The sequence below is a fragment of the Pseudomonas sp. PDM16 genome (assembly GCF_014851865.1).
In the GTDB taxonomy this organism is placed as follows: domain Bacteria; phylum Pseudomonadota; class Gammaproteobacteria; order Pseudomonadales; family Pseudomonadaceae; genus Aquipseudomonas.
Map to the genome: position 1 here is coordinate 275,329 of NZ_JACVAM010000004.1, position 23,573 is coordinate 298,901.

The 23,573-nt window shown below is 63.4% G+C and carries 23 protein-coding genes; 13 read left to right on the top strand and 10 right to left on the bottom strand.

The window, feature by feature from the left end; translation table 11 throughout:
* The first annotated feature begins 94 nt into the window (after window positions 1-94).
* From IB234_RS16175 to IB234_RS16195, 5 genes are all read left to right on the top strand, one after another.
* Window positions 95-784, top strand: a complete 690-nt coding sequence (locus IB234_RS16175) for an NUDIX hydrolase (protein ID WP_192319697.1) — start codon at window positions 95-97, stop codon at window positions 782-784.
* Between the two features lie 85 nt (window positions 785-869).
* Window positions 870-1,541 (top strand): methylamine utilization protein, encoded by a 672-nt coding sequence (locus tag IB234_RS16180; RefSeq protein WP_192319699.1) that lies wholly within the window; start codon window positions 870-872, stop codon window positions 1,539-1,541.
* Window positions 1,525-3,864 (top strand): putative bifunctional diguanylate cyclase/phosphodiesterase, encoded by a 2,340-nt coding sequence (locus IB234_RS16185; protein WP_192319701.1) that lies wholly within the window; start codon window positions 1,525-1,527, stop codon window positions 3,862-3,864. Before IB234_RS16180 ends, IB234_RS16185 begins: the two co-directional genes overlap by 17 nt.
* A 2-nt stretch (window positions 3,865-3,866) precedes the next feature.
* Window positions 3,867-4,721, top strand: coding sequence for a DUF3034 family protein (locus IB234_RS16190; RefSeq protein WP_192319704.1), 855 nt, complete (start codon window positions 3,867-3,869; stop codon window positions 4,719-4,721).
* Between the two features lie 2 nt (window positions 4,722-4,723).
* Window positions 4,724-5,143, top strand: a complete 420-nt coding sequence (locus IB234_RS16195; protein WP_192319706.1) for a group I truncated hemoglobin — start codon at window positions 4,724-4,726, stop codon at window positions 5,141-5,143.
* A 56-nt stretch (window positions 5,144-5,199) separates the two neighbouring features.
* Here IB234_RS16195 and IB234_RS16200 read toward each other — a convergent pair whose 3' ends face one another.
* The 5 genes from IB234_RS16200 to IB234_RS16220 form a co-directional block, all read right to left on the bottom strand.
* On the bottom strand, window positions 5,200-6,207 hold the full coding sequence (locus IB234_RS16200; protein WP_192319708.1) for an alpha/beta fold hydrolase: 1,008 nt from the start codon (window positions 6,205-6,207) through the stop codon (window positions 5,200-5,202).
* Window positions 6,208-6,336: 129 nt separating this feature from the next.
* Window positions 6,337-6,912, bottom strand: coding sequence for a YdcF family protein (locus tag IB234_RS16205; RefSeq protein WP_192319710.1), 576 nt, complete (start codon window positions 6,910-6,912; stop codon window positions 6,337-6,339).
* 41 nt (window positions 6,913-6,953) lie between these two features.
* Window positions 6,954-8,411: a methyl-accepting chemotaxis protein gene (locus IB234_RS16210; RefSeq protein WP_412547925.1), complete on the bottom strand. Its 1,458-nt coding sequence runs from the start codon at window positions 8,409-8,411 to the stop codon at window positions 6,954-6,956.
* 172 nt (window positions 8,412-8,583) lie between these two features.
* Window positions 8,584-8,934: a VOC family protein gene (locus tag IB234_RS16215; RefSeq protein ID WP_192319714.1), complete on the bottom strand. Its 351-nt coding sequence runs from the start codon at window positions 8,932-8,934 to the stop codon at window positions 8,584-8,586.
* Between the two features lie 36 nt (window positions 8,935-8,970).
* Window positions 8,971-9,750: a class I SAM-dependent methyltransferase gene (locus IB234_RS16220; RefSeq protein WP_192319716.1), complete on the bottom strand. Its 780-nt coding sequence runs from the start codon at window positions 9,748-9,750 to the stop codon at window positions 8,971-8,973.
* 288 nt (window positions 9,751-10,038) lie between these two features.
* Here IB234_RS16220 and IB234_RS16225 point away from each other — a divergent pair, with 288 nt between their 5' ends.
* Window positions 10,039-12,111, top strand: coding sequence for an LTA synthase family protein (locus IB234_RS16225; RefSeq protein ID WP_192319718.1), 2,073 nt, complete (start codon window positions 10,039-10,041; stop codon window positions 12,109-12,111).
* Between the two features lie 3 nt (window positions 12,112-12,114).
* Here the strand turns inward: IB234_RS16225 and IB234_RS16230 are convergent, their stop codons facing one another.
* Window positions 12,115-13,119, bottom strand: coding sequence for an AraC family transcriptional regulator (locus tag IB234_RS16230; RefSeq protein ID WP_192319720.1), 1,005 nt, complete (start codon window positions 13,117-13,119; stop codon window positions 12,115-12,117).
* Between the two features lie 107 nt (window positions 13,120-13,226).
* Here IB234_RS16230 and IB234_RS16235 point away from each other — a divergent pair, with 107 nt between their 5' ends.
* The 4 genes from IB234_RS16235 (at window position 13,227) to IB234_RS16250 (ending at window position 16,945) form a co-directional block, all read left to right on the top strand.
* Window positions 13,227-14,699, top strand: a complete 1,473-nt coding sequence (locus IB234_RS16235; RefSeq protein WP_192319722.1) for a flavin-containing monooxygenase — start codon at window positions 13,227-13,229, stop codon at window positions 14,697-14,699.
* Window positions 14,683-15,606, top strand: a complete 924-nt coding sequence (locus tag IB234_RS16240; protein WP_192319725.1) for an alpha/beta hydrolase — start codon at window positions 14,683-14,685, stop codon at window positions 15,604-15,606. Before IB234_RS16235 ends, IB234_RS16240 begins: the two co-directional genes overlap by 17 nt.
* Window positions 15,603-16,358 carry an SDR family oxidoreductase gene (locus IB234_RS16245; protein ID WP_192319727.1) on the top strand — a complete coding sequence of 252 codons (756 nt, stop codon included), beginning with the start codon at window positions 15,603-15,605 and terminating at the stop codon, window positions 16,356-16,358. Before IB234_RS16240 ends, IB234_RS16245 begins: the two co-directional genes overlap by 4 nt.
* Before the next feature lie 230 nt (window positions 16,359-16,588).
* Complete coding sequence (locus IB234_RS16250) at window positions 16,589-16,945, top strand: ribonuclease E inhibitor RraB (RefSeq protein ID WP_192319729.1); 357 nt, start codon at window positions 16,589-16,591, stop codon at window positions 16,943-16,945.
* A gap of 62 nt (window positions 16,946-17,007) precedes the next feature.
* On the opposite strand, the gene IB234_RS16255 is transcribed toward IB234_RS16250, so the two are convergent.
* Window positions 17,008-17,898, bottom strand: coding sequence for a DUF6685 family protein (locus tag IB234_RS16255; RefSeq protein WP_192319732.1), 891 nt, complete (start codon window positions 17,896-17,898; stop codon window positions 17,008-17,010).
* Between the two features lie 144 nt (window positions 17,899-18,042).
* On the opposite strand from IB234_RS16255, the gene IB234_RS16260 reads away from it, so the two are divergent.
* Window positions 18,043-18,264, top strand: a complete 222-nt coding sequence (locus tag IB234_RS16260) for a DUF2835 domain-containing protein (protein WP_192319734.1) — start codon at window positions 18,043-18,045, stop codon at window positions 18,262-18,264.
* A 108-nt stretch (window positions 18,265-18,372) separates the two neighbouring features.
* Complete coding sequence (locus tag IB234_RS16265; RefSeq protein WP_192319736.1) at window positions 18,373-19,395, top strand: quinone-dependent dihydroorotate dehydrogenase; 1,023 nt, start codon at window positions 18,373-18,375, stop codon at window positions 19,393-19,395.
* Window positions 19,396-19,490: 95 nt separating this feature from the next.
* Here the strand turns inward: IB234_RS16265 and rmf are convergent, their stop codons facing one another.
* Window positions 19,491-19,706 (bottom strand): ribosome modulation factor, encoded by a 216-nt coding sequence (gene rmf / locus IB234_RS16270; RefSeq protein WP_192319738.1) that lies wholly within the window; start codon window positions 19,704-19,706, stop codon window positions 19,491-19,493.
* Between the two features lie 405 nt (window positions 19,707-20,111).
* Between rmf and rlmKL the strand changes: the two genes are divergently transcribed.
* Window positions 20,112-22,304, top strand: a complete 2,193-nt coding sequence (gene rlmKL / locus IB234_RS16275; protein ID WP_192319740.1) for a bifunctional 23S rRNA (guanine(2069)-N(7))-methyltransferase RlmK/23S rRNA (guanine(2445)-N(2))-methyltransferase RlmL — start codon at window positions 20,112-20,114, stop codon at window positions 22,302-22,304.
* Here the strand turns inward: rlmKL and IB234_RS16280 are convergent.
* A complete protein-coding gene (locus tag IB234_RS16280) occupies window positions 22,301-22,807 on the bottom strand; it encodes a DoxX family protein (protein ID WP_192319742.1) in 507 nt (168 codons plus the stop codon). The two genes, rlmKL and IB234_RS16280, sit on opposite strands and share 4 nt — an antisense overlap.
* 12 nt (window positions 22,808-22,819) lie before the next feature.
* Window positions 22,820-23,482 carry a ferric reductase-like transmembrane domain-containing protein gene (locus IB234_RS16285; protein WP_192319744.1) on the bottom strand — a complete coding sequence of 221 codons (663 nt, stop codon included), beginning with the start codon at window positions 23,480-23,482 and terminating at the stop codon, window positions 22,820-22,822.
* Window positions 23,483-23,573 lie beyond the last annotated feature (91 nt).

Consider the following 23,573-nt stretch of genomic DNA (forward strand, 5'->3'; position numbering starts at 1 on the left):
AATAAGTTGGCAAGCGATTTTTATCTCGACGGGGTGAAACTCCGAGATTTATTCGTCAAGATGAAATAAGTCTGAAAATTACGAAGGAGAGGGCATGGCTTCCGCCGAAGTGCTGGCCGGGGTGGATATCGTCGCGCTGCGCCTGGGCGAGGCGGGGCTGGAGCTGTTGCTGATCCGCCGCGCCCAGGCGCCGTTTGCTGGCGAATGGGCGCTGCCTGGCGTGCTGGTCAACGGCCGCTGCGCCGATATCAGCCTGGATGCCGCGGCCGAGCGTGCGCTGCAGGACAAGGCGCGCATCGTGCCGGCCCACCTGGAACAGGTGGCCACCGTGGGCAGCGCGCTGCGCGATCCACGCGGCTGGTCGCTGTCCACCTTCTACCTGGCTCTGTTGGCGCCGGATACCGAGCTGCAGGGCGATGATCTGCGCTTCGTGGCCCTGGGCGAGGTGCTACAGGGCGAGCTGCAGCTGCCTTTCGATCACGCCCAACTGGTGGCTCAGGCCGCCGAGCGCCTGGCCAGCAAGGCGGTATACACCTCGCTTCCTCTCTACCTGCTGGCGCCGCGTTTCACTGTGACCGAGGCGCTGGCCGCATTCCAGGCCTGCCTTGGCCAGGCGGTGCAGCACACCACCCTGCGCGGACGTCTGGAGAAGATGAAACAGTACGGCTGGATCCTCGATACCGGGGAAAAGAACCAGCCGAAGATGGGCCGCCCGCAGAACCTGCTGGAGCACCGGCCGCAGGCTGCCGGAGGGTTCATTTTCGATCGCAGCGTATTGTCCTGAGGTGAACTTGGCCGGGCTGTCGGCTACGCTGCGAGAACTCCCGAAGCACAGTCGCCCGCGCCAGCGGGCAGTGGACGTCATCGCCATGAAGCGCCAACTCTTCATCCTGGCTCTGCTCCTGAGCTGCATCATCCGGCCTGCCGCAGCCTCCGGTCTGGCGGCAGAAATGGTTGATGGCCAGGGCCAGCCCCTGGCCAACACCGTACTCAGCCTCAAGGGTGTGGGGACCACGGCTCACAGCGAGCCGGCGATCATGGACCAGCGTAATAAACAGTTCATGCCCACCGTACTGGCCGTGCACAGCGGCACCTCGGTGAAGTTTCCCAATAGCGATGACATCCGCCACCAGGTCTACTCCTTCTCGCCGGCCAAGCGCTTCGAGCTGCGCTTGTACAAGGGCACTCCGAGCGAGCCTGTACTGTTCGACAAGCCCGGCGTGGTAGTGCTTGGTTGCAATATTCACGACTGGATGATCGGCTACATCTATGTCACCGAAGACCCCTGGTTCGCCGTCAGCGACGAGCAGGGACGGCTGATTCTCGACGGGCTGCCAGCAGGCAGCTACGAGGTGACGCTATGGCATCCGCAACTGGAGAACATGCTGCCAGTCACGGGCGGTACGCTGGAGGTACCGGCGGCGGGCATCAGCAAGCGTTTCGCTCTGGCGCTGGCAGGCACCGTGCTGGCACCGGCTGCACCCAAACCCGGCGCATTTGGCGAGGCTTTCAGGAAGGCAGCGAGTGACGTTCAGCCATAGCTTTCAGGCACGTATCGCCGGGGTTCTGATCCTTCTCCTGCTGGTGGTGGTCGGGGCCCTGTACTTCTCGGTCAAGGCCGCGACCAGTGCGGCGGTGCAGGGACAACTACGCGAGGAGCTGGGGGTCGGCGGTCGGGTGCTGGAGCAGTTGATTGAGCTACGCGGCCGCCAGCTGCGCGATGCGGTGCAAGTGCTGGCGGCGGACTTCGGCTTCAAGGAAGCCGTGGCCAGCGGTGACGATGACACTATTCGCTCGGCTCTGGCCAATCATGGCACGCGCATCAATGCCGACATCGTGTTGCTGTTGGCTCTCGATGGCAGCCTGCAGGTGAGCAGCGATCAGCGTATCGGCAGCGCCGCTGCGGAGCGCTTGACGTCGTCGGTGGCCAGGCAAGCCGGCCAGGTACTTCTGCTTCCGCTCAAGGGAGAGGTCTATCTGCTGGTGGCGGCGACAGTGAATGCGCCGCTGCCCATCGCGCGCGTGGTGATGGGCTTTCGTATAAACGACGCCTTCGCTCAGGAGCTGCGTGAGCTCACGCACCTAGAGCTCACGCTGATCTCCATCGAGCGGGGAGCGGCCACCGGCTGGCTCAGCACCTTGCCAGCCAGTTTGCATGGGCGTCTGCGCAAGGAAATTCTGCAACAGGGACAGGGCAGCAGCGGCCGTCTTCTGGAAGACAGCGATGAGCGTTATCTGAGCGAGTGGCGGCCGCTGGCCAGCTCCGGGGACTATCAGGTGGTGGCGCTGCTGCACAAGTCGCTGGACCAGGCGCAGAGAGCATTTGCACCACTTGATCATGACATCCTGCTCATCGCACTGGCAGCGTTGTGCGGCTCCCTGCTCGCGGCGCTGCTGCTTGCCCGCAGCCTGGCTCAGCCGGTGCAGATGCTGGCGCACGCTGCTCGGCGTATCGGTCAGGGCGATTATCGCATTCCGGTCACCCTGCAGCGGCGTGATGAGCTGGGTAGTCTGGCGAAGGCCTTCACCAGCATGCAGGAGGATATTGCAGAGCGTGAGCGGCAGCTGGCGCACAACGCCCTGCACGACCCGCTTACAGGATTGCCCAATCGCACTCTGGCGCTTGAGCGGCTCGGTAGTGCCATCAGCGCGGCACGACCCACCGCGTTGCTGTACATCGGTATCGTGAATTTCCGCACGGTTCTGGAGAACTGTGGAGTGGATGGCGCCGACCTGCTGTTGCAACAGGTCAGCCAGCGCCTGCAGGCCACGCTGCGTCCCGGGGACACTCTGGCGCGCATGGTCAATGACGAGATGCTGCTGATTCTCGAGAATAGCAATGCCGACAGCGCGATTGCGGCCGGTGACCGCCTGCAGCAGCTATTGCTCAAGCCCATGCGCATCGGCAACGTGGGGGTGGCGCTGGACTGTTGCATCGGTATCGCCAGCTTTCCGGCCCATGGCGATAATCCCGACGACCTGCTACGCCGGGCTGTCATTGCGATGCAGGACGCGGCGCAGAGCTCCGGCCGGCTGGAGATCTATCAGGAGGGCCGTGATGATGCCCACCAGCGCCAGATCCGGCTGGTACGCGATCTGCGCTACGCCGCCGAACACGGTGAGCTGGTGCTCTACTATCAGCCGAAGCTCGAAATCGGCAGTCGCACGGTGGAGCAATCCGAGGCGCTACTGCGCTGGAACCATCCGCATTACGGCATGGTTTCCCCAGGGGAGTTCATTCCCCTGGCGGAGCGGACGGGCAGTATCCAGCTGCTGACCGCCTGGGTGATCGGCGAGGCGATGCGCCAGTTGCGCGAGTGGAATGACCGCGGTGTGAACATGCAGGTGTCGCTGAACATCTCCGCAGAGGATCTCGCTGACCTCGGTCTCGCCGCACGTGTCGAGGAGCAACTGGTCGCTCAGGGGCTGGCTGCCGAGCAACTGGTGTTCGAGATTACCGAGAGCGCGATGATGCGCGATCAGCAGCTTGCCCTCGAAGTGCTGCATAGGCTGCGGGCATGCGGTATCCAGCTATCGGTGGATGACTTCGGTACCGGGTATTCGTCGCTGGCCCAGCTCAAGCGCATGCCGGTGCAGGAGCTGAAGATCGATCAGTCCTTCATTCGCGAACTGGGCGAGCATAGCGAGGATGCAGTGATTGTCCGTTCCACCATCGAGATGAGCCACAGCCTGGGCCTCAAGGTAGTCGTCGAGGGGGTGGAGCATGCGTCTACATTGGAACTACTGGCGCGCTGGGGCTGCGATACCGCCCAGGGCTATCTGATTGGCAAACCCATGCCGGCGGCGGCCTTCGAAGACTGGCTGCGGCAGTGGCAGAGCTCACTCCTGGCAAAGGTATTCTGAGCATGCGAAAACGCCTGATCCTTCTCTTCTGCAGTTTGCTGCCTGTCACGGCGTTCGCGGAGCAGGGGCGTCTGTTGGCCACCGGCGGCGCCACCAGTATTGACGGTGCGGCCGGCGGCGGCATCGTGCCCTGGGCGGTTATCGCCGGCTATGGAGAAGAGGGCGAATGGGGCGCGACCAGTTTTCTGACGCGAGTGGAGACTGGTGATTACCGCCTCGATGTCGGTGGCCTGGCCGTGTCTTATGGCAATCGCGTCGAGTTGTCCTACGCCCGCCAGCGTTTCGATCTGGGCACCCTGGCGCGGGACCTGAGCCTGCCGGATAACAGCCTCAGTCAGGACATTCTCGGCCTGAAGGTGCGCCTGTTCGGCGACCTGATCTACGATCGCCTGCCGCAGGTATCCCTGGGGCTCGAACACAAACGCCAGCGCGATTTCCTGGTCCCCAGCCTGGTTGGCGCCCAGCGTGACGAAGATACCGAGGCCTACCTGGCCGCTAGTCGCCTGTTCCTTGGTGCGGCGTTCGGCTACAACCTGCTGGTCAACGGCAACCTGCGCTACAGCCGGGCCAACGAGCAGGGGCTGCTGGGCTTCGGTGGCGACCGTCGCGACGAGCATTCGGTGCTCAAGGAAGGCTCCGTCGCGGTGCTGCTCAACCCGCGCTGGGCAGTGGGTGTGGAGTATCGGGAGAAGCCGGACAACCTGAGCTTCGCAGGCGAGAGCGACTGGTCGGACGTGTTTGTAGGCTATTTCCCCAACAAGCACCTGGCGGTGGTGCTGGCCTATGCCAGGCTCGGCGAGATCGCCAGCCTGGACAACCAGGACGGAGTTTACCTGTCGCTGCAGGGGAGTTTCTGAAAATGCGCGTGTTGTCGCTGCTGCTGGTTTTCCTGCTTGCCTCCTGTGCCAACCAGCCGCCGAAGGGCGATAGCCTGTATCGCGCCCTCGGCGAGCGTGCAGGGATCACCCGTATCGTCGAGGGCATGTTGCTGAATTCGGCGCGCAATCCACGTATCTCCCACCACTTTCAGGATATCGACATCGAGCGCCTGCGTGACAAGCTGGTCGAGCAGATCTGCGTCGAGGCAGGTGGCCCCTGCGAATACACCGGTGACAGCATGGAGGAAAGCCACAAGGGGTTGAACATCGATCGCGGCGACTTCAATGCGTTGGTCGAGGACCTGATCGACGCGATGGATGCCGAGCACATTCCGGTTCCGGCGCAGAATGGCCTGCTGGCGCGCCTGGCACCCATGCGCGGACAGATCATTGATCGCTAGGCTGCACGCAGCACAAAAAAAGCCGGCGTCGAGCCGGCTTTTTCATGTCCAGACAATTACTGCTGAGCCAGACCCTCCAGCAGCGCCTGGTGGAAGCGTTCCGGAGCCTCGACTTGCGGCGAATGCCCCAATTCGGGGAACTCCACCAGCGTACCCTTGGCCAGCAGTGCCTTGGCCTTGCGACCCAGTTCCGGGTAGTTGCCCAGGCGCTCGGCCACTTCCTTGGGCGCCCGGTTGGCGCCGGGTGCAGTGCGGTCCTTGCCGCCGATCAGCAATAGGGTCGGAGCCTGAATGCGGCCGAATTCGTGGATCACCGGCTGCGTAAACAGCATGTCGGCGGTCTGTGCCTGGTTCCAGGCGACGATCTCGCGGCCCTTGCCGTGGTAAAGGCCGACCTGCATGTCCACCCAGTGGTCGTACTCCGGTTTCCATTGGCCGTTGTAGTAGAAGCGCAGTTGGTAGTTCTTGATGCTTTCGTGGTTGGCCTTCAGCTCACCCTGGTTGAGCTGATCGATACTGGCGTACGGAACGCCTTGCGCTTGCCAATCCTCCAGGCCGATGGGGTTGACCAACACCAGCTGTTGCACGCTCTGTGGATGGTTGATGGCGAAACGTGCGGCGAGCATGCCGCCCATGGAGTGACCGACCACAGTAGCCTGGCTGACGCCGAGCTTGTCCAGCAGCGCCTGGGTGTTCAAGGCCAGTTGGTTGAAGCTGAACTGATAGCCGCGGGGTTTGCTCGAGGCGCAGAAGCCGATCTGGTCTGGTGCGATCACTCGGTAGCCCTTGTCCGTCAGGGTGGTGATGGTCTGCTCCCAGGTGGCGCCGCAGAAGTTCTTACCATGCAGCAGCACCACGGTACGACCGTTGGCCTGACCCTTGGCGGCGACATCCATATAGGCCATGGACAGGGTCTGGCCCTGGGACTGGAACTCGAAACGCTGCTGTGGATGTGGGTAGTCGAAGCCTTCCAGCTGTTCCCCATAACTGGGCGTGGCGGCCTGGGCGAGGGCGCTGCTCGCTAGCAGAGAGGCGAACAACAGGGTGTGGCTTAACCGTGGCATGGGGAACTCCTGACGGTGGGAAAACGGCAGTTGTAGGACAACTGCCTGCCGTCAAGAAAGCCTGGCACTGTGCCGGGATGTTTCGGCATGCGAAGCTCAAGGTCGCGCCTTAGAGGCTGAAGAGGTCGGTCAGCTGGCGCAGTGTGGCGTGGAGCCTGCGAGCCGGCTGACGAGATGGGTGAGGTAGAAGAAGGTCTCGTAGGCCAGCGACTTGGCCTTGGTGTTCCAGCTGCGGTAGCGGCTGGTGGGAGTTGGGGAGGCGTAGGCTGCAAGGCCGATGTCCTCTGCCAGCGTCATCGCACGTTTCATGTGCAGCGGGTCGCTGACGATCAGGGCATTGCCGAGCCGATGTTGTTTCATCAACGCACAGGCCTCGGCCAGGTTCTCGGCAGTGACGGTCGAGGTTGCCTCGGTCAGCATCCGCTGAGGCGGCACACCGGCCGCAAGGGCGTATTGATAGGCAACGGCGGACTCGGCGTGGATATCTCCGGCACCGACACTGCCGGTGAGAATCAGATAATCCACGGCCTGGCTCTGCACCAGTTGTATGCCGTGCTTGATTCGTTCCTCGAACACCGGGGAAGGCTGGCCTTGCCATACGGCTGCACCGAGCACGATGGCTGCATCGACCTTGGCTGGGGCAGGCTCAGGTGTGTAGCAGGCGATCTGCAGTGCTACTGTGGCGATTGCACCGATCAGCAGCATCAGCAGGGCCAGGCTAAGTCGCCTGGCGGTACGCGGCAGGCTCAGCGCTGTTCGACCCGTTGGTGCAGCTGCTGGGACAGCTGGTCCAGACGCTCGCCAAGGTTCACCAGCGACTCCTGGGCATCGAGCAGTTCGGCGGTGGCGGCCCGCTGGTGCTGGCTGGCCTCGCGCTGCGCGGCGCTATGGTCGCGGACTTTCACCAGTTGGCTGTGTGCCTTGTCCAGGGCCTCGCTGTGGTCGAGGATGGCGCTGGACAGGTTGGCGGTCAGCGTGGCGTTCTCGACCAGGGCATCACCGACCTCGCTGACCTGGATGGCGCCGGTGTTGACCGTCTGCTCGGATTGACCGAGTACGCTCTGCACCGTATCGGCGGTCTGGTTGCTGCGCTGGGACAGCGAGCGCACCTCGTCGGCTACCACGGCGAAGCCACGGCCGTGCTCTCCAGCGCGTGCCGCCTCGATGGCTGCGTTGAGTGCCAACAGATTGGTTTGCTGAGCAATGGCACTGATCATCTGCATGGATTCGGCGATGCGCTGGTTGCTCGACTGTATGGCCTGCATGCTGTCCTGGGCCTGTTGCATGCGGCTGGCGCAGGCATTGACCTGGCTGCTGCTGTGCTGAGTGTCCTGGCTCAGTTGCTGCATATGTGCGGTGCTCTGTGCCAGGCTGGCGAGCACGTCATGTACCGCCAGATCGAGCTGCTGCATGGCGTCGGCTTGCTGCTGCACGTCGCCGTCTATGCTCTGGCAGCGCTGGCGCATGCTGTCGAGCGTGCGATAGAGCTGCTGCGAAAGCTGACGCAGATCGCCAGCGCTATGGCGCACTTCGTCGAGCAGAGTGGCCAGTTGCTGACTGCCAGCAGTGGCACTCTTGCCGACCCGCTCCGCTTCTTCCAGATGCTGCTGGGCACCGTCCAGTGCCTCCTGGCGCATGCGCGCGCTGTACCACTGAGCCAGCCACATGGTGATCACGGGAAGCAGGTAGCCGGAGTATTCGTTGACCATGGCATCGCGGGGGCTCAGCTCGAACTGGGGCAGGGTGGCACCGGTACGGTCCAGGCGGATCAGCCAGAACACGAAGACCAGCTGCAACAGCCCCCAGAAGGCGGCACTGCGCCCACCCAACAGCAAGTAGGCAAAACCGATCACCACCAGTGGCCAGAAAATGTGTGCGGAGTGCAGCCCGCCGAGCTGGTAGATGAGGATCATGGCGTAGCTGCTGATCAGCGCCATGGCGAAGTTGGCCGCCCCACGAGCGGGCAGCCAGGCCTGGCGAAGGACCAGCAAGGCGATGGGCATGCCGATGATCAGTAGCAGGGAGCCTTGCACAAGAGCATCGTTGCCCAGGCGGCCCCACTTGATACCGCTGTAGAGGCCGATGGCAATGCCGCATAGACAGAAGAAGGCAAGCATGCGGCTCAGCAACTGATCACTGTGATTCTGCTCGGTCTGAGGCACGAGCGTGGCTAACAGCCCTTGTTGCATGGGAGTTGGCTCCATTCTTATTAGTTGTCGAGCATATCGGCGAAGATCACAGCGCCTTGAGTGTGCAAACTCTCTGGTGGCATTTCGCCTGCAACCAGCTTACCCAGTCAAAGAGGTGACGGCGAACAGTTGACGATAAAGCGTCGAAAACGGCTGTTTCGCCGCCTGAAAAGGCGAATAAGTCGCCTTATTCCGACCAGACGGCGTACTCGTTGCCGCTGGGATCGGCGAAGTGAAAGCGTCGGCCACCTGGAAAAGCGAACACCGGCTTGAGGATTTGCCCTCCAGCCGCTTCGACCGAGTTCTGGGTGGCATTGAGGTCCGCGCTGTACAGCACGATCAGTGGGCAGCCGCGGTCACTGGAGAAGTCCTGCTGCGAACGAAAGAAGCCTCCGTCGATACCTGCTCCGATAAAGCAGGTGTAGTCCGGGCCATAGTCAGTGAAGGCCCAGCCGAATACTTTGGCGAAGAAGACCTTGCTCGCTTCGGGCTCGCGGCAGGGTATTTCCAGGTAGTTGATGCTGTGGTGCTGGTGCATTGTCCATCTCCTGGCTTTTGCGGGGATTCGGGCGGGTCAGAAGATCTTCCATGCCTGAGGATCGTCTGGCTCTTCGCCACGAGGGGTTGCCTGGGCAGTCTTGTATGCCATGTTCAATCGGGTGCCACGTTCGTTGGGGAGCTGGCGGCGTGCATCGATGAAGACCCGTTCGCCGCGCACATTCATGCGCTCAACGGAAAACCCGACATCTTCCAGCATGAGCTTCAGGCATTTCGAAGTGAAACCCCAGAAGTTGCTGCGATCGGCGTTTACCTGACCATGCTCGGGGAAGCGGCTGCCATCGGGAATGAAGCGCATCACGGGCTCGTCGGCGAGCTGACCTGGAAGTAATGCGTCGATGCAGTAGGATTCGATGAGCAGGCGGTCTTGAGACAGACCAGCGCAGTTCGCCAGCGCCAGATAGGGGTCTGATACGTGATAGAGCAGGCCCAGGGCCAGCACGACATCGAACTTGCCGTACTGCTGGTGGGAAATGTCGAGCACATTGGCATGATGGTGTTCGATGTCTTCCAGGCCATTGATGTACTGGGCCAGACCGAACCCGGAGTTGTCCTTGTGGCGGAAATCGAATGCCGTGACGCGCGCACCCCGGCGATGGGCTTCGAAACTGAAGAAGCCGTTGGATGCGCCGACATCGGCTAGGCTGATGCCATCCATGTCCTCGGGCAGCTCAAGCTCCTTCCACAAGCCGGTAGGGTTGTAGTTACCTTGGGTGTACAGCCCCGGCACGATTTCGAAGTCGTGATGCCAGGACCTTCCCACGATCAGCTGTTTGGCGATTTCTGCGTCGAGCATTCGTTACATCCTTTGGGAACAAACAACAGGGCAGCGGGAAGATAACCGAAAACGCGGTTATGCAGACCGACTCCGTGTTGCGAAGGCCTGACCAAGGTCAACAACGTCCGGGAAATACCGTTTTCCAGCAGGGTCTTGGCGGAAGTGCCGCTAGAGGAGGGGTAGCACCCTCGTGGTTTCGTTGAGGAGCCGTATGAGCTGCTTCGTGAACGGAATTTTCACTTGCTGGATCGGACAATTCCGCAATCAACTCAATGCCTTCCGTTTCAGAGACTGGACTTCCCTAGCATGCTTTCAGTGGACGCCACCCGTTCCGCCGCCATTCCCGTTGCCCGCCTGCAACCCAACGTCACCAGCCACCTGATCTTCACCCTCGCCAGTGCGCTGGTGTTGATGCTGATGTATTCGTCGTTGCGTCTGGCGTTGTTGCATCACAACAATGAACTGATCGCCGATGTCAGCCGCGGCGACCTGTTCGAGGCCTTCTTCAATGGTCTGCGCTTCGACCTGCGGGTGGTGGTGTATGCCGTGGCGCCTCTGCTGCTTTCTCTTCTCAGTCCGCGCGCCATGGCCGCGCGCAACGCGCATGTAGTTTGGCTGACGGTAGCGGCCAGCCTTACTTTGCTGCTCGGCGTGGTCGAGCTGGATTTCTATCGCGAGTTTCATCAGCGTCTGAATAGCCTGGTCTTCCAGTATCTGGAGGAGGATCTGGCCACTGTGTCGAGCATGCTCTGGCATGGTTTCCCGGTCGGTCGCTACCTGTCGGCCTGGGCTTTGGCGACGCTGGCGTTGGGCATGCTCTTCCACTGGCTGGAGGGGGCTACCCGGCCGCGCCGAGCCAAACCAGCACTGGCCTGGTACTGGCGTCTCGGTGTGTTCTTCCTCTGCCTGCTGGTTGCGGTGATCTGCGCACGTGGCACGCTCAAGCAGGGTCCGCCGCTGCGCTGGGGGGATGCCTTCACCACCGACTCGATGTTCGCCAACCATCTGGGACTGAACGGTGTTCTGACCTTGGTCGATGCGGCCGAGAACAGTTTCTCCAGTCACCGCGACAACGCCTGGAAAGCCACGCTGCCTGAGGACGAGGCACTGCAGACGGTACGGGACATGCTGCTCGGCGAGCACGACGTGCTGGTCGATGCCGACAGTGCCGCAATCCGCCGCGACTCCACGCCGCCGATCGAAGGCACGCTGCCGATCAAGCACGTGGTGGTGATCCTGATGGAGAGTTTCGCCGGCCGCTGGGTCGGTGCCCTGGGCAGCGATGCCGGCATTACGCCGAACTTCGACCGTCTGAGCCAGGAGGGCTTGCTGTTCACCCGTTTCTTCTCCAACGGCACGCACACCCACCAGGGCATGTTCGCCACCATGGCCTGCTTCCCCAACCTGCCTAGCTTCGAATACCTGATGCGTACGCCAGAGGGCAGCCACCAGTTCTCCGGCCTGCCACAACAGCTCAGTGCGCGTGGCTACGACGACCTGTATGTCTACAACGGCAATTTCCAGTGGGACAACCAGTCCGGTTTCTTCAGCAACCAGGGCATGCGCAATTTCATTGGCCGCGAGGACTTCGTCGATCCGGTGTTCATCGACCCGACCTGGGGCGTCTCCGACCAGGACATGTTCGACCGCGGGGCCGCAGAATTGGCCAAGCTGGACCCGAACAAGCCGTTCTATGCGCTGCTGCAGACCCTGTCCAACCACACGCCCTACGCGCTGCCGGAACAGTTGCCGATGCCTCCGGTGACCGACAGGGGATCGTTCAACCAGCACCTCACCGCCATGCGCTATTCCGACTGGGCACTGGGTCAGTTTTTCGACAAGGCCAGGCAGTCGCCGTACTACAAGAACACCCTGTTCGTGGTTGTTGGCGATCATGGTTTCAGCAGCCCGGAGCAGCTTACCGAGATGGATCTGTTCCGCCACAACGTGCCGTTGCTGCTGATCGCTCCGGGTATCCGTGAGAAGTTCGGCGAGCGCCGCGATACTGTCGGCACCCAGATCGACGTCGTGCCAACCATCATGGCCCGTCTGGGCGGTGAGACTCGCCAGCAGTGCTGGGGGCGCGATCTGCTCGGGCTGCCGGAGGGTGATCAGGGTGTCGGGGTGATCAAGCCATCCGGTAGCGACCAGACGGTGGCCATCGTCAGTGGCGAGAAGATTCTGGTGCAACCGAAGGATCAGCCGGCCAAGCTGTACCGCTACGACCTCGGGGAGCGCAGGGTCGAGGTACTGCAGGGCGACGCCCAGCAGCAGGCTCTGCAGAAGCGATTGGAGGCGTTCCTGCAGGTGGCGACGAAGAGCCTGCTGCAGAATACCGCCGGTGCGGTGGGGGGCAGCGCTGTTCGCGCGGAGCAGTAGCGCTCAGGCGCCGCGCTGGAACTGGCGCGGCGCTACGCCTTTCCAGCGCTTGAAGGCGTGGATGAAGTTGGAGGTTTCGCCGTAGCCGAGGCGTTCGGCGATTTCCTCCAGCGTCAGGCCGCCGGTAGCCAGCAGTTCTTCGGCGAGGGCCTGGCGCACTTCGTCCAGCAGCAGGCGGAAGTTGCTGCCTTCATCGTCCAGGCGGCGGCGCAGGGTGCGTGAGCTCATGTTCAGGCTGGTCGCCACCTGCTCCATGTCCGGCAGGCGGCCGGGTCGTTCGACCAGCAACCCGCGAATCCGTCCGGCCAGGCCGCCACACAGCGTACGCTTGGCCAACAGGCGCTGGCACTGCTCCTCGCACAACTGAGCGGCCTGGGGATGGGCGCCGGCCAGCGGCAGGTCGAGCAGATGACGCGGGAAGACGAAGCGGTTTTCGGCTCGCTCGAACAGCGGCAGCAGACCGAGTTCGTTCAGGTAGACACTCGCATCGTCCGGCATGGGCAGACGCAGTTCCATCCGCAGCAGGGGCGGTTCATCGCCGAACAGTTCGCGCATCACCTGGAGCATCCCCGACAGATCGCGCTCCAGCAGAAAGCCGCGCAGCTCCTGCGGTATGTCCCGATCATCCAGCAGCAGGTGCACTTCCTCCCCGTGCTCTTCCAGGTGCATGCCGTGGAAGGCATAGGTCAGGTCGAGGTAGCGCAGGCCGAGGCGAGCGGCGGCGCCGTAGGTTGGGCTGGCGAGCAGGGCGAACCCCCAGATGCCATAGCTGTTGAGCTGGTAGCGTCGGCCCAGGGGCAGGCCGAATCCAGGGGGTGCACCGCATGCGCTTATCAGATTGCGCACCAGCTGCAGCTCCTGCTCGGGATCGACCTCGGCGCCGGGGTCGGCCAGCAGGCGCCAGTCAAGGCCGGTGCCGTGCAGGCAGGTGGCGATGGACAGTCCCTGGTCCACGGCGTACTGGGTCAGGAGCTGCACGCTGATGGCGCTGCGGCGGGTGCGAGGCATGGCTTGTCCGAAAGTCACAATTTTTTGGCCGACTATGCCATAAACCGTGACGTAGGGAGTGGGTAGCATCCGTTCATCCGCAATACTGGCGGCTCACGGAGAGAACAATGAACAACAAGACTCCCGAACCGGCACCCCTGCGCGTGCTGATCATCGGTGCCGGCTTTGCCGGCCTGGGCCTCGCGATGCTGCTGAGAAGGCAGGGCCACGAGGATTTCCTGATCCTCGAAAAGGGCGATGAGCCCGGAGGCACCTGGCGCGACAACCATTACCCCGGCGCGGCCTGCGACGTGCCCTCGCACCTGTATTCGTTTTCCTTCGAGCCCAAGCTCGACTGGAGCCGTCGTTATGCTCCGCAGCCGGAAATCTTCGCCTACGTGCGCCAATGCATCGACAACCACCAACTGGCGTCGCGCGTTCGTTGCCGCAGCGAAGTGGCGGAGGCCAGGTTCGACGAGCTTGCCGCGCTGTGGCGGGTCACCACCACTGATGGCGCCGAGTTCAGCGCGCGGGCGCTGATCAGTGCCTGTGGCCAGCTCAACCGCCCGCTCTACGCCAAGCTGCCGGGGTTGGAGCACTTCGCCGGTGAGAGCTTCCACTCGGCGCGCTGGCGCCACGATGTCGATCTGACCGGTAAGCGAGTGGCGGTGATCGGCACGGGCGCCAGTGCCATCCAGTTCGTGCCGCAGATCGTGCCGAAGGTAGGACGTCTGCACCTGTTCCAGCGTACGCCTGCCTATGTCATGGCCAAGCCGGACCGCCCCTACCGGCCCTTCGAACTGACAATGATGAAACGCTGGCCCTGGACGCAGAAGCTCGACCGGGCCTGGCAGTACCTGTACCACGAGGTGCGCGGCGTGGCGTTCTTCCTCTGGCCCTGGGTGATGAAGCTGCAGCGTCAGTTGGTGTTGCGTCACCTGGCCCGTGAGGTGCCGAACCCGACATTGCGGGCCAAGTTGACGCCGGACTATCCGCTGGGTTGCAAGCGTATCCTGATCAGCAACGACTACTACCCAGCGCTGCAGCAGCCGCAGGTGGAGGTGGTGAGCGAGGCGATTCGCGAGGTGACCGAGCGGGGCGTCGTCACGGCCGATGGCGTGGAGCGCGAGGTGGACGTGCTCATCCACGGTACCGGTTTTGCCGCCAGTGACTTCCTGGCGCCCATGCGCATTCGCGGCCTGGGCGGGCTGGACCTGAACCAGGCCTGGCGCGACGGTGCCGAGGCCTACAAGGGCATCAGCGTCAGTGGTTTCCCCAATCTGTTCATCCTCTATGGGCCGAACACCAACCTGGGCCACAACTCGATCATCTACATGCTCGAGAGCCAGTTCCCCTATGTGTTGGATTGCCTGACCAAGCTCGACCAGGGCGTGCGCTACCTGGACGTGCGGCGCCATGTGCAGGATGCCTGGAATCGCCAGGTGCAGCACGATATCGGTCAGTCGGTGTGGGAGCAGGGTTGCAGCAGTTGGTACAAGAATGCGGCCGGCAAACACACCAATAACTGGGCCGGATTCACCTTCAGCTACCGCAATCACACCCGTCGGCCGCAGTGGAGCGACTATGAACTGGTCCGCTGACCTGCCTGTGCCGGGCGCGGGCCAGCGCTTGCTCAGCGGACTGCTGCGCATCTGCACCCGCATGGTTTTTCGTACCGGTATGCATCCTCGGGTGCCGCCGCGTCTGCAACGCGTGGCGCTACGTTTGGCCACCTCGATTGCGCCGCGGGCGGGTGGGGTGAGAATCGAGCCAGATGTGATCGGCGGTCTGCCCTGCGAGTGGCTGGTACCGCAGCAGGATAACGGCTGGATGATGCTCTATCTGCACGGTGGCGCTTTCATGATCGGTTCGCCACGCACCCACCGGGCCATCACCACCGCGTTGGCGAGACTTGCGGGATTGAAGGTGTGCGCTCTGGATTATCGCCTGGCCCCCGAGCATCCCTGGCCGGCGGCGGCCGATGATGCGTTGGCGGCCTACCAGGCGCTGCTGGCTCAGGGGCACCCGGCCGAGCGCATCGTCATCGCCGGCGACTCGGCGGGCGGGCAGCTGACGCTAAGTACCGCGTTGCGTTTGCGCGACGCAGGTCTGCCGTTGCCTGCGGCGCTGGTCTGCCTCTCGCCCGTCACCGACCTGAGTGGCGCGACCTGGCATGAGCCGGGGGCCGGCGATCCGCTGCTCAGCTACGCCTGGCTGAGCCAAGGCCTGGATGCCTATTGCCCACCAGACATAGATCGACGCTTGCCGTTGCTCTCGCCCCTGCAGGCGGACCTGTCGGGCCTGCCGCCGCTTATGGTGCAGGTTGGCGAGGATGAGCACCTGTTGACCCAGAGCCTGAAGCTGCGCGAGCACGATGGCTTGAATCTACGTCTGGAGGTGTATCCAGGGCAGTGGCATGTTTTCCAGATCAACGCTGGCCTGTTGGAGGTTGCTGCCCTGGCGCTGCGCCGGGTTGCCAAATTCCTGGCGGAGAAGGGCTGCCGATGAAGAGCATTCTGATTACCGGCGCTGCCTCAGGCATTGGGGCGGCCAGTGCCCGGCTGTTTCATGCGCGTGGGTGGCGAGTCGGCCTGCTGGATGTCGGCGCGGAGCCGCTCGAGGCGTTGGCTTTGGAGCTGGGCGGCGCATGGCACAAGGCATTGGATGTTACCGATGGCGAGGCGGTGCGGCAGGCGTTGGTGGGTTTCTGTGGCGAAGAAGGGCGGCTGGATGTGCTGTTCAACTGCGCAGGTGTGCTGCGTTTCGGGTTGTTCGAGGAGATCGACCTGGACGAGCATGCCCGAGTCCTGCAGATCAACGTGTTCGGTCTGTTGCAGGTCACCCATGCCGCGTTTGTCTACCTGAAGGCGGCGAGGGGGCAGGTGATCAACATGGGGTCGGCGTCGGGGCTGTATGGCACGCCGCATATGGTCAGCTATTCAGCCTCCAAGTTTGCGGTGCGCGGGATGACCGAGGCGCTGGAGCTGGAATGGCGGCGGCACGGCATTCGTGTCGGCGAGCTGATGCCGCCGTTCGTCGCCACGCCCATGGTCGATAGCCAGAGCTTCACGCCTCCGGCCCTGCGTCGCCTGGGCGTCAGGCTGCGTGCCGAGGACGTAGCCGAGGCTGCCTGGCGACAGGTACGCTCGCCACGGGTGCACCGCACCATCCACTGGATGTTCCGCCTCCTGTACTGGTCCGGGCAGGTATCACCACCTTCGATCAACCGTGCCGTGATGGGCTGGCTGTCCCGGGACTGAGCCGCCCGTCATTACCGGCAGTCGATGTCTGGGCACAGCAGCCGATCAGGCGCTACCCTCATGTGAGGTCGGTCCTGGCTTGCATTCGCGAAGCCAGCCGTCCTCGGGCATTCATGCCCGTCATGACAGATCAGGCAGCACCTGCCTGGTTCTCGGGCGGCACCCAACGGTGTCGCAAGGCCGCCGCTGGCGGCTGCGGTCAATCCATCGCCTGAGAGGAGGTCTTTGATATGAGCACAGCCTTCCACGATGATGTCAGCACTAATGTTCTGCGCCGCATGAAAGAGGGCGGTTTCGATTTCGCCCGTTTCCACCCCATCGAGTTCTACGCCATCTTCCCGAATGAGAATCGGGCCAGAGAGGCGGCAAGGCAGTTTCGTGGTGAGTCTTTGAATGCGCAGGTCAGCGTCCGGGATGACGGTGCCTGGCACCTGCAGGTGAGCAAGGTGATGTATGCCACCCACGCCGGCATCGGCGATTTCGAGCAGGATCTGGAGGCACTGGTGGCGCCTCTTGGCGGAGTGATGGACGGTTGGGGCGTGACCCAGGAAGTCCGTCTCGACGCTCAGGTCGCCAGCCGGATCTGAGCGCTGTGAATGCCGGCCAACCCTCGGGTTGGTCGGTTCCAAGTCCCTTCGTTTCCAGTGAGTCAGCTGGCGATGCGCTGATGCAGCGCTTCCAGGTAGTCGATCACATCCGGTGCTCCAGCCAGACGCAGACCTTCACCCAGCGCGTTGGCTTCTTCGGAGTTTTTCGGTAGCAGGAGACACTCGGGGGCGTCCGGGTAACGCAGCAGCGACAGGCGGGAGTAGGGCAGGCCATGATCAAGCAGCAGACTCATGAAGGCGGGCTCGCTCCATGCCTGCGCAGGCATGGCGGCCATGTGGTAGCGATTGCGTAGCTCGGCCAGTCCCGCAACGCTGAGTCGGTAGCGAACCAGGTCGGCCGGCAGGGTCACTTCGAGGCCGCGCAGCCGGGCGTAGGCGATGGCACAGGCGAATACCGCACCCTGTTGTTCTCCGCGCCAGAAGAGGCGCTCGCCGTGCCAGCTGGCCTGGCGGAGCTCGATGGCTTCGGCGGCCAGAAATCGTGGCATGGCCTGGCTGATGGTCTTGAGGAAATCCTTATAGCTGATGATACGGATGCTGCGGCCGAGCGGGCTGGCGGCGAGCTCTTCGAAGCTGTTCAGGTGCGTTGCACCCTCCAGTGGAGCCCCACACAGTCCATCGATGGTCCGTAGGTCGAAGTCGTCGAGATGCACCACCTCCCGCTCCACCACCCCCATCAGCACGGTTCGTGCGGCTGCCTTGTCTTCCTGGACGGGGCCCGACAGGGCGTCTCGCGGCAGATCGGCCAGGCGGTGCAGGGGCAGGCCAGCCTGCCACCAGATGCTCGGTGTCGGGATGGGCAATGGCTTGAACGGCAAACGCAGGCTGCGTGCTCGCTCGAACACCACACGCGGTCCGCGCCCCTTCAGCCCCAGACGCTGGGCCAAAGCGGAAAGACGCGAGGCGATGGTGAAGGATTCGGACAGACTCACTGACGGCTGACTCCGGGTACTACCCGTTCAGTGTGGCAGAGCCTTTGATGGGGCGCACTAGCGCTGTGCGGGTGAAAAAGGTATCCGAGAGTTGCTACTGCCGGCTGTGGCAGAATGGTGCCGATCATTTTCGAGGATGCCTCCATGCCCAGCATGGTGCTGGATATTGCCTTATCTGCGGAGCGCTTTCTGGCCGTGTACCAGGGGCACGCCAATCGGGTCCTGCTCTACAGCCGAGATGGCCGCAAGGTCAGTCTGCCTGCCTATCATCTGCGTCCATTCCTCAGCCATGAGGGTATCCATGGTGTGTTCGAGCTGGAATTCACTACAAATGGCAAGCTGGTCGACCTGCGACAGCTGCGGTAGTTGATTTTCGGTGTTCCTTATTACTCCCTTGCCTCGCCGGAGGCTAGTGCTGATGGCTATAATCGCGCCCTGCCTCCCACTGTCATCCTAATCCGAGCCAATCAGCCCATGTACGACCTGGCACGCGCGCTGCTGTTCCGTCTTGCCCCCGAAACCTCTCACGAGCTGTCCATCGATCTGATCGGTGCCGGCGGGCGCTTGGGCCTGAACGGCCTCGTATGTAGGCCGCCGAGCCAGTTGCCCGTGAAGGTAATGGGCCTGGAGTTCCCCAACCCGGTAGGACTGGCCGCCGGCCTGGACAAGAACGGCGACGCCATCGATGGCTTCGCCCAACTCGGTTTCGGCTTCGTCGAGATCGGCACCGTGACTCCGCGTCCGCAGCCGGGCAACCCCAAGCCGCGTCTGTTCCGCCTGCCTGAAGCCACTGCGATCATCAATCGCATGGGCTTCAACAACCATGGTGTCGATCATCTGCTGGCCCGTGTGGCGAGTGCCAAGTACAAGGGCGTTCTGGGCATCAACATTGGCAAGAACTTCGATACTCCGGTCGAGCGCGCGGTAGATGACTACCTGATCGGCCTGGACAAGGTCTATGCCCACGCCAGCTACGTCACCGTCAACGTCAGCTCGCCCAATACCCCGGGCCTGCGCAGCCTGCAGTTCGGCGACCAGCTCAAGCAGTTGCTCGAAGCCCTGCGGCTGCGTCAGGAAGATCTGGCCGTACAGCATGGCAAACGCGTGCCGCTGGCGATCAAGATCGCCCCGGACATGAGCGACGAGGAAACCGTGCAGGTGGCCCAGGCGCTGGTCGAGACTGGCATGGATGCGGTGATCGCGACGAACACTACCCTGAGCCGAGAGGGAGTCGAGAATCTGCCGTTCGGCACGGAGGCTGGCGGTCTGTCCGGTGCGCCTGTGCGCGAGAAGAGCACCCACACCGTGCGTGTATTGGCTGGTGAGCTCAAGGGGCGTTTGCCCATCATCGCCGCCGGTGGCATCACCGAGGGGGCGCACGCGGCGGAAAAGATCGCCGCTGGCGCCAGCCTGGTGCAGATATATTCCGGGTTCATCTACAAGGGACCGGCGCTGATTCGCGAGGCGGTGGATGCCATCGCCTCGCTGCCGAAGTAAAGACTGAAGGTCATAAAAAAGGGCCCCGGAGGGGCCCTCGGGCTCTCGCCCACCGCCCGGATGGGACGGTCTGGTGAAGTCGGGGTGATCCTGTTTCAGCCGACGGCGTGAAGTTCGTTGAGTCTGTGGATGCCGGCGGTACCGGTCAGTCCGTCCCAATTGTCACCACGGCCCTCCCGCCAGCCGTTGATCCAGGCTTGCCGAGTGGAGGGGTGGGTGAAGGGGCACATATCGCGGGATTTACCATGAATGCCGTGCTGATAGCCGCGCAAGAATGCTCGTTCCAACGGATCACGCTTAAGTCTTCTCATAGGGTGTTGCCCTCACTGTTGACTGTTATGTCCCGTTGGCCCCTTGGTGGGGCCGGGCAGAAATGTTCTGCCAGCGGGGTCCGCTGCCGGCGTGGCGGACCACCTTGTCGCTACCGTTGCGGTGTCGACCTGGATTGATTTCTAACGAATGCATCCCACCCTGTGAATGATCGTTTTGTCATAAGGACGTAACGCGAGTGGGATGGGAGCCATAAGGTTCCATCTTTTTTTGTTGGCCGATTGCCGAGGGACCGCGCCGTTCGTGAGCCTCAGCCCGGGACGAAGGCGTATTGCCATTGCGAACTTCTCTCGTCTGCAGGCCTTATTTATTCCGACGAAGGGTCGCCGTGCGGCCTTCCGTCACATATGGTGGCCTTGCAGCCATCACTGATTACTGGATGCCCCATGTCTGACCGCTATGAACTGATCCTGACCTGCCCGAAGAGCCTGGAAGGCCTGCTGCTCGAAGAAGCCAGCGGCCTGGGGCTGGAAGAGGCACGTGAACAGACTGCCGCCGTGCGTGGCTTCTCGCCCATCGAGGTGGGTTATCGCCTGTGCCTGTGGTCGCGCCTGGCCAACCGTGTGCTCCTGGTGCTGCGTCGTTTCCCGGTGCAGAACGCCGAGGAGCTGTACCAGGGCGTGCTGGCGGTGGACTGGGCCGAGCATCTGGAGCCGGACGGCACCCTGGCGGTGGAGTTCAGCGGCCATGGCGCCGGCATCGACAACACCCACTTCGGTGCGCTGAAGGTCAAGGACGCCATCGTTGACAAGCTGCGCACGCCCGCAGGCACCCGACCGTCGATCGACAAGGTCGACCCTGACATGCGTGTGCACCTGCGCCTGGACAAGGGCGAGGCGGTGCTCTCGCTCGATCTCTCCGGACACAGCCTGCACCAGCGTGGCTACCGCCTGCAGCAGGGCGCTGCGCCACTGAAGGAAAACCTGGCCGCGGCCATCCTGATCCGCGCCGGCTGGCCGCGTATTGCCGCCGAGGGCGGCGCGCTGGCGGACCCGATGTGTGGTGTCGGTACCTTCCTGGTCGAGGCGGCGATGATCGCAGCCGACATGGCGCCCAACCTGCGCCGTGAGCGCTGGGGCTTCAGCAACTGGCTGGGCCATGTGCCGGCGATCTGGAAGAAGCTGCATGCCGAGGCCGAGCAGCGTGCCGCCGCCGGCCTGGCCAAGCCGCCGCTGTGGATTCGCGGCTACGAGGCCGATCCGCGACTGATCCAGCCGGCGCGCAACAATATCGACCGCGCCGGTCTCGGCGAGTGGGTCAAGCTGTACCAGGGCGAGCTGGCCACTTTCGAGCCGCGCCCGGACAAGAACCAGACCGGCCTGATCGTCAGCAACCCGCCCTATGGCGAGCGCCTGGGCGACGAGGCGAGCCTGCTGTATCTCTACCAAAACCTCGGCGAGCGCCTGCGCCAGAGCTGCCTGAACTGGGAGGCGGCGGTATTCACCGGCGCGCCGGAACTGGGCAAGCGCATGGGGCTGCGTAGCCACAAGCAGTACTCCTTCTGGAACGGCGCGCTGCCGTGCAAGCTGCTGCTGTTCAAGGTGCTGCCTGAACAGTTCGTCACCGGTGAGCGCGGCGAGCGCCGCCAGGCTGGCGAGGAGGGCGCTGCGGCGCCGGTGGCCAGTGAGCCGGCGCGCCTGTCCGAGGGCGGGCAGATGTTCGCCAACCGCTTGCAGAAGAACCTCAAGAGCTTGGGCAAGTGGGCGAAGAAGGCCGGTATCGAGTGCTATCGCCTGTACGACGCCGACATGCCGGAGTACGCCCTGGCCATCGACCTGTACCGCGACTGGGTACATGTGCAGGAGTATGCACCGCCGCGCTCCATCGATCCGGACAAGGCGCAGGCGCGCCTGCTCGACGCCCTGGCTGCGATCCCGGTGGCGCTGGGCATCGCCCCGGACAAGGTGGTGATCAAGCGCCGTGAGCGCCAGGCTGGCACCAAGCAGTACGAGCGACAGGCCACGCAGGGTCAGTTCATGGAAGTGAACGAGGGCGGCGTGCGCCTGCTGGTCAACCTCACCGACTACCTGGACACCGGCCTGTTCCTCGACCACCGTCCGCTGCGCCTGCGCATCCAGCAGGAGGCGGCCGGCAAGCGTTTCCTCAACCTGTTCTGCTACACCGCCACGGCCACCGTGCACGCGGCCAAGGGCGGCGCGCGCAGCACCACCAGCGTCGACCTGTCGAAAACCTACCTGGACTGGGCGCGGCGCAACCTGTCGCTCAATGGCTTCTCCGACAAGAACCGCCTGGAGCAGGGCGATGTGATGGCCTGGCTGGAGGCCGATCGTGGCGAATACGACCTGGTCTTCATCGACCCGCCGACCTTCTCCAACTCCAAACGCATGGAAGGCGTGTTCGACGTGCAGCGCGACCACGTGCGGCTGATCGACTTGGCCATGTCGCGCCTGGGCAAGGGCGGCGTGCTGTACTTTTCCAACAACTTCCGCAAGTTCCAGCTCGACCCGAGCTTGGCCGAGCGCTACGCGGTAGAAGAGATCAGCACGCAGACTGTCGACCAGGACTTCACGCGCAACGCGAAGATCCACCGTGCCTGGAGACTGACCGCCAAGGGCTAGTTCACCTGCCCCCGGGGCGTTTGTCGCAGCAGCTGATCGAGACTCATACGCCCGGCGCCCTTGAGCAGCAGCGGCAGCAGGGCGACCAGGTAGATCAGCGGTAGCTTGTAGTTGCCATGGCCGTGGTCGCTGATCGAGTAGCCCAACCCCAGCTCCGCCAGGCTCGACCAGTGCGCCGGCCAATGCACCGCGGCGATGGCCACGACGGTCAGCACGATCAGGGTGGCCGACGCCAGGCGCGTGCCCAGGCCGAGCAGCAGGAGCACGGGGGCGATCAGCTCTATCCACATCGACAGTTGCCAGTTCACCTCGGCCGGCAACAGGTGGAAGGGAAAGGGGAACTGGAGCTGGGCGAACCAGTTCGGCCCGTTCCATTTCTCCAGACCGGCCTCGAAGAATTCCCAGGCGAGGAACAGACGCAATGGCAGGTCGGCGCTCCAGGCGCCGAGGCGGTCGATGTGGGTGAAGACATTCTTCAACGGAGCGAGTGCGAGAGTGTTCATGGTGACCTCGAATCAGCGGGCGGTGGCGAGCGACGTACGGGCCGGCTGGGCATTGCGGCGTACGCGCTGGGCCAGCTTGGCGACGAGCTTGAGCACGATGGCCGAGAACATCAGACCGAAGGCCAGCACATAGCCGGGGCTCATCGGGATGCGCTTGTAGAAGGACAGGCAGAAGATTACCGCCAGCACCCAGCTGCCGGTGCTGTGCAGCGCCTTCCAGCCGCGGCCGCCGAGGGCCTTCATCGCCCAGGGGAAGGAGGTGAGGGCGAGCAGCAGGATGAACAGGTAGCCGACCGAGCCAGGGATGTTGGTGGCCGCCGAGCGACCGTTCCAGAACAGCTCGGGGAACAGCTGGGCGTAGGTCAGGATCAGCACGCCGTGGATCAGGTGGGAGAAGGCGAAGGCCAGGCCGAAGAAGCGCCGTTCGCGCAGCAGCGCGCGGGTGGTCGGGCTGGGCACCAGGAGGGCCAGCGACGAGGCGAGGAAGGCCAGCAGGAACAGGGCGAAGGAGGTGCGCGCGGTGACGCGGATGGCGCTGCGCAGTGCCTCCACTAGCTGCGGCTGCCAGAGCAGGGCCAGCGCGGTGGCGACGATAACGAGCAGGGCGAGCAGGCTGAACAGGCGCCAGCCATGCAGGCTGGCGGGGGCGGTAGTGGTTGCGGTGATGGGGGGCATCGACGGGCTCCGGGAACGGTGCGCGTCGGCGGAGTGCCATCGCGCGGTCCGTGCCATGCTCGCCAGGTGGTTTGTCCTGGATGTGTCTGCC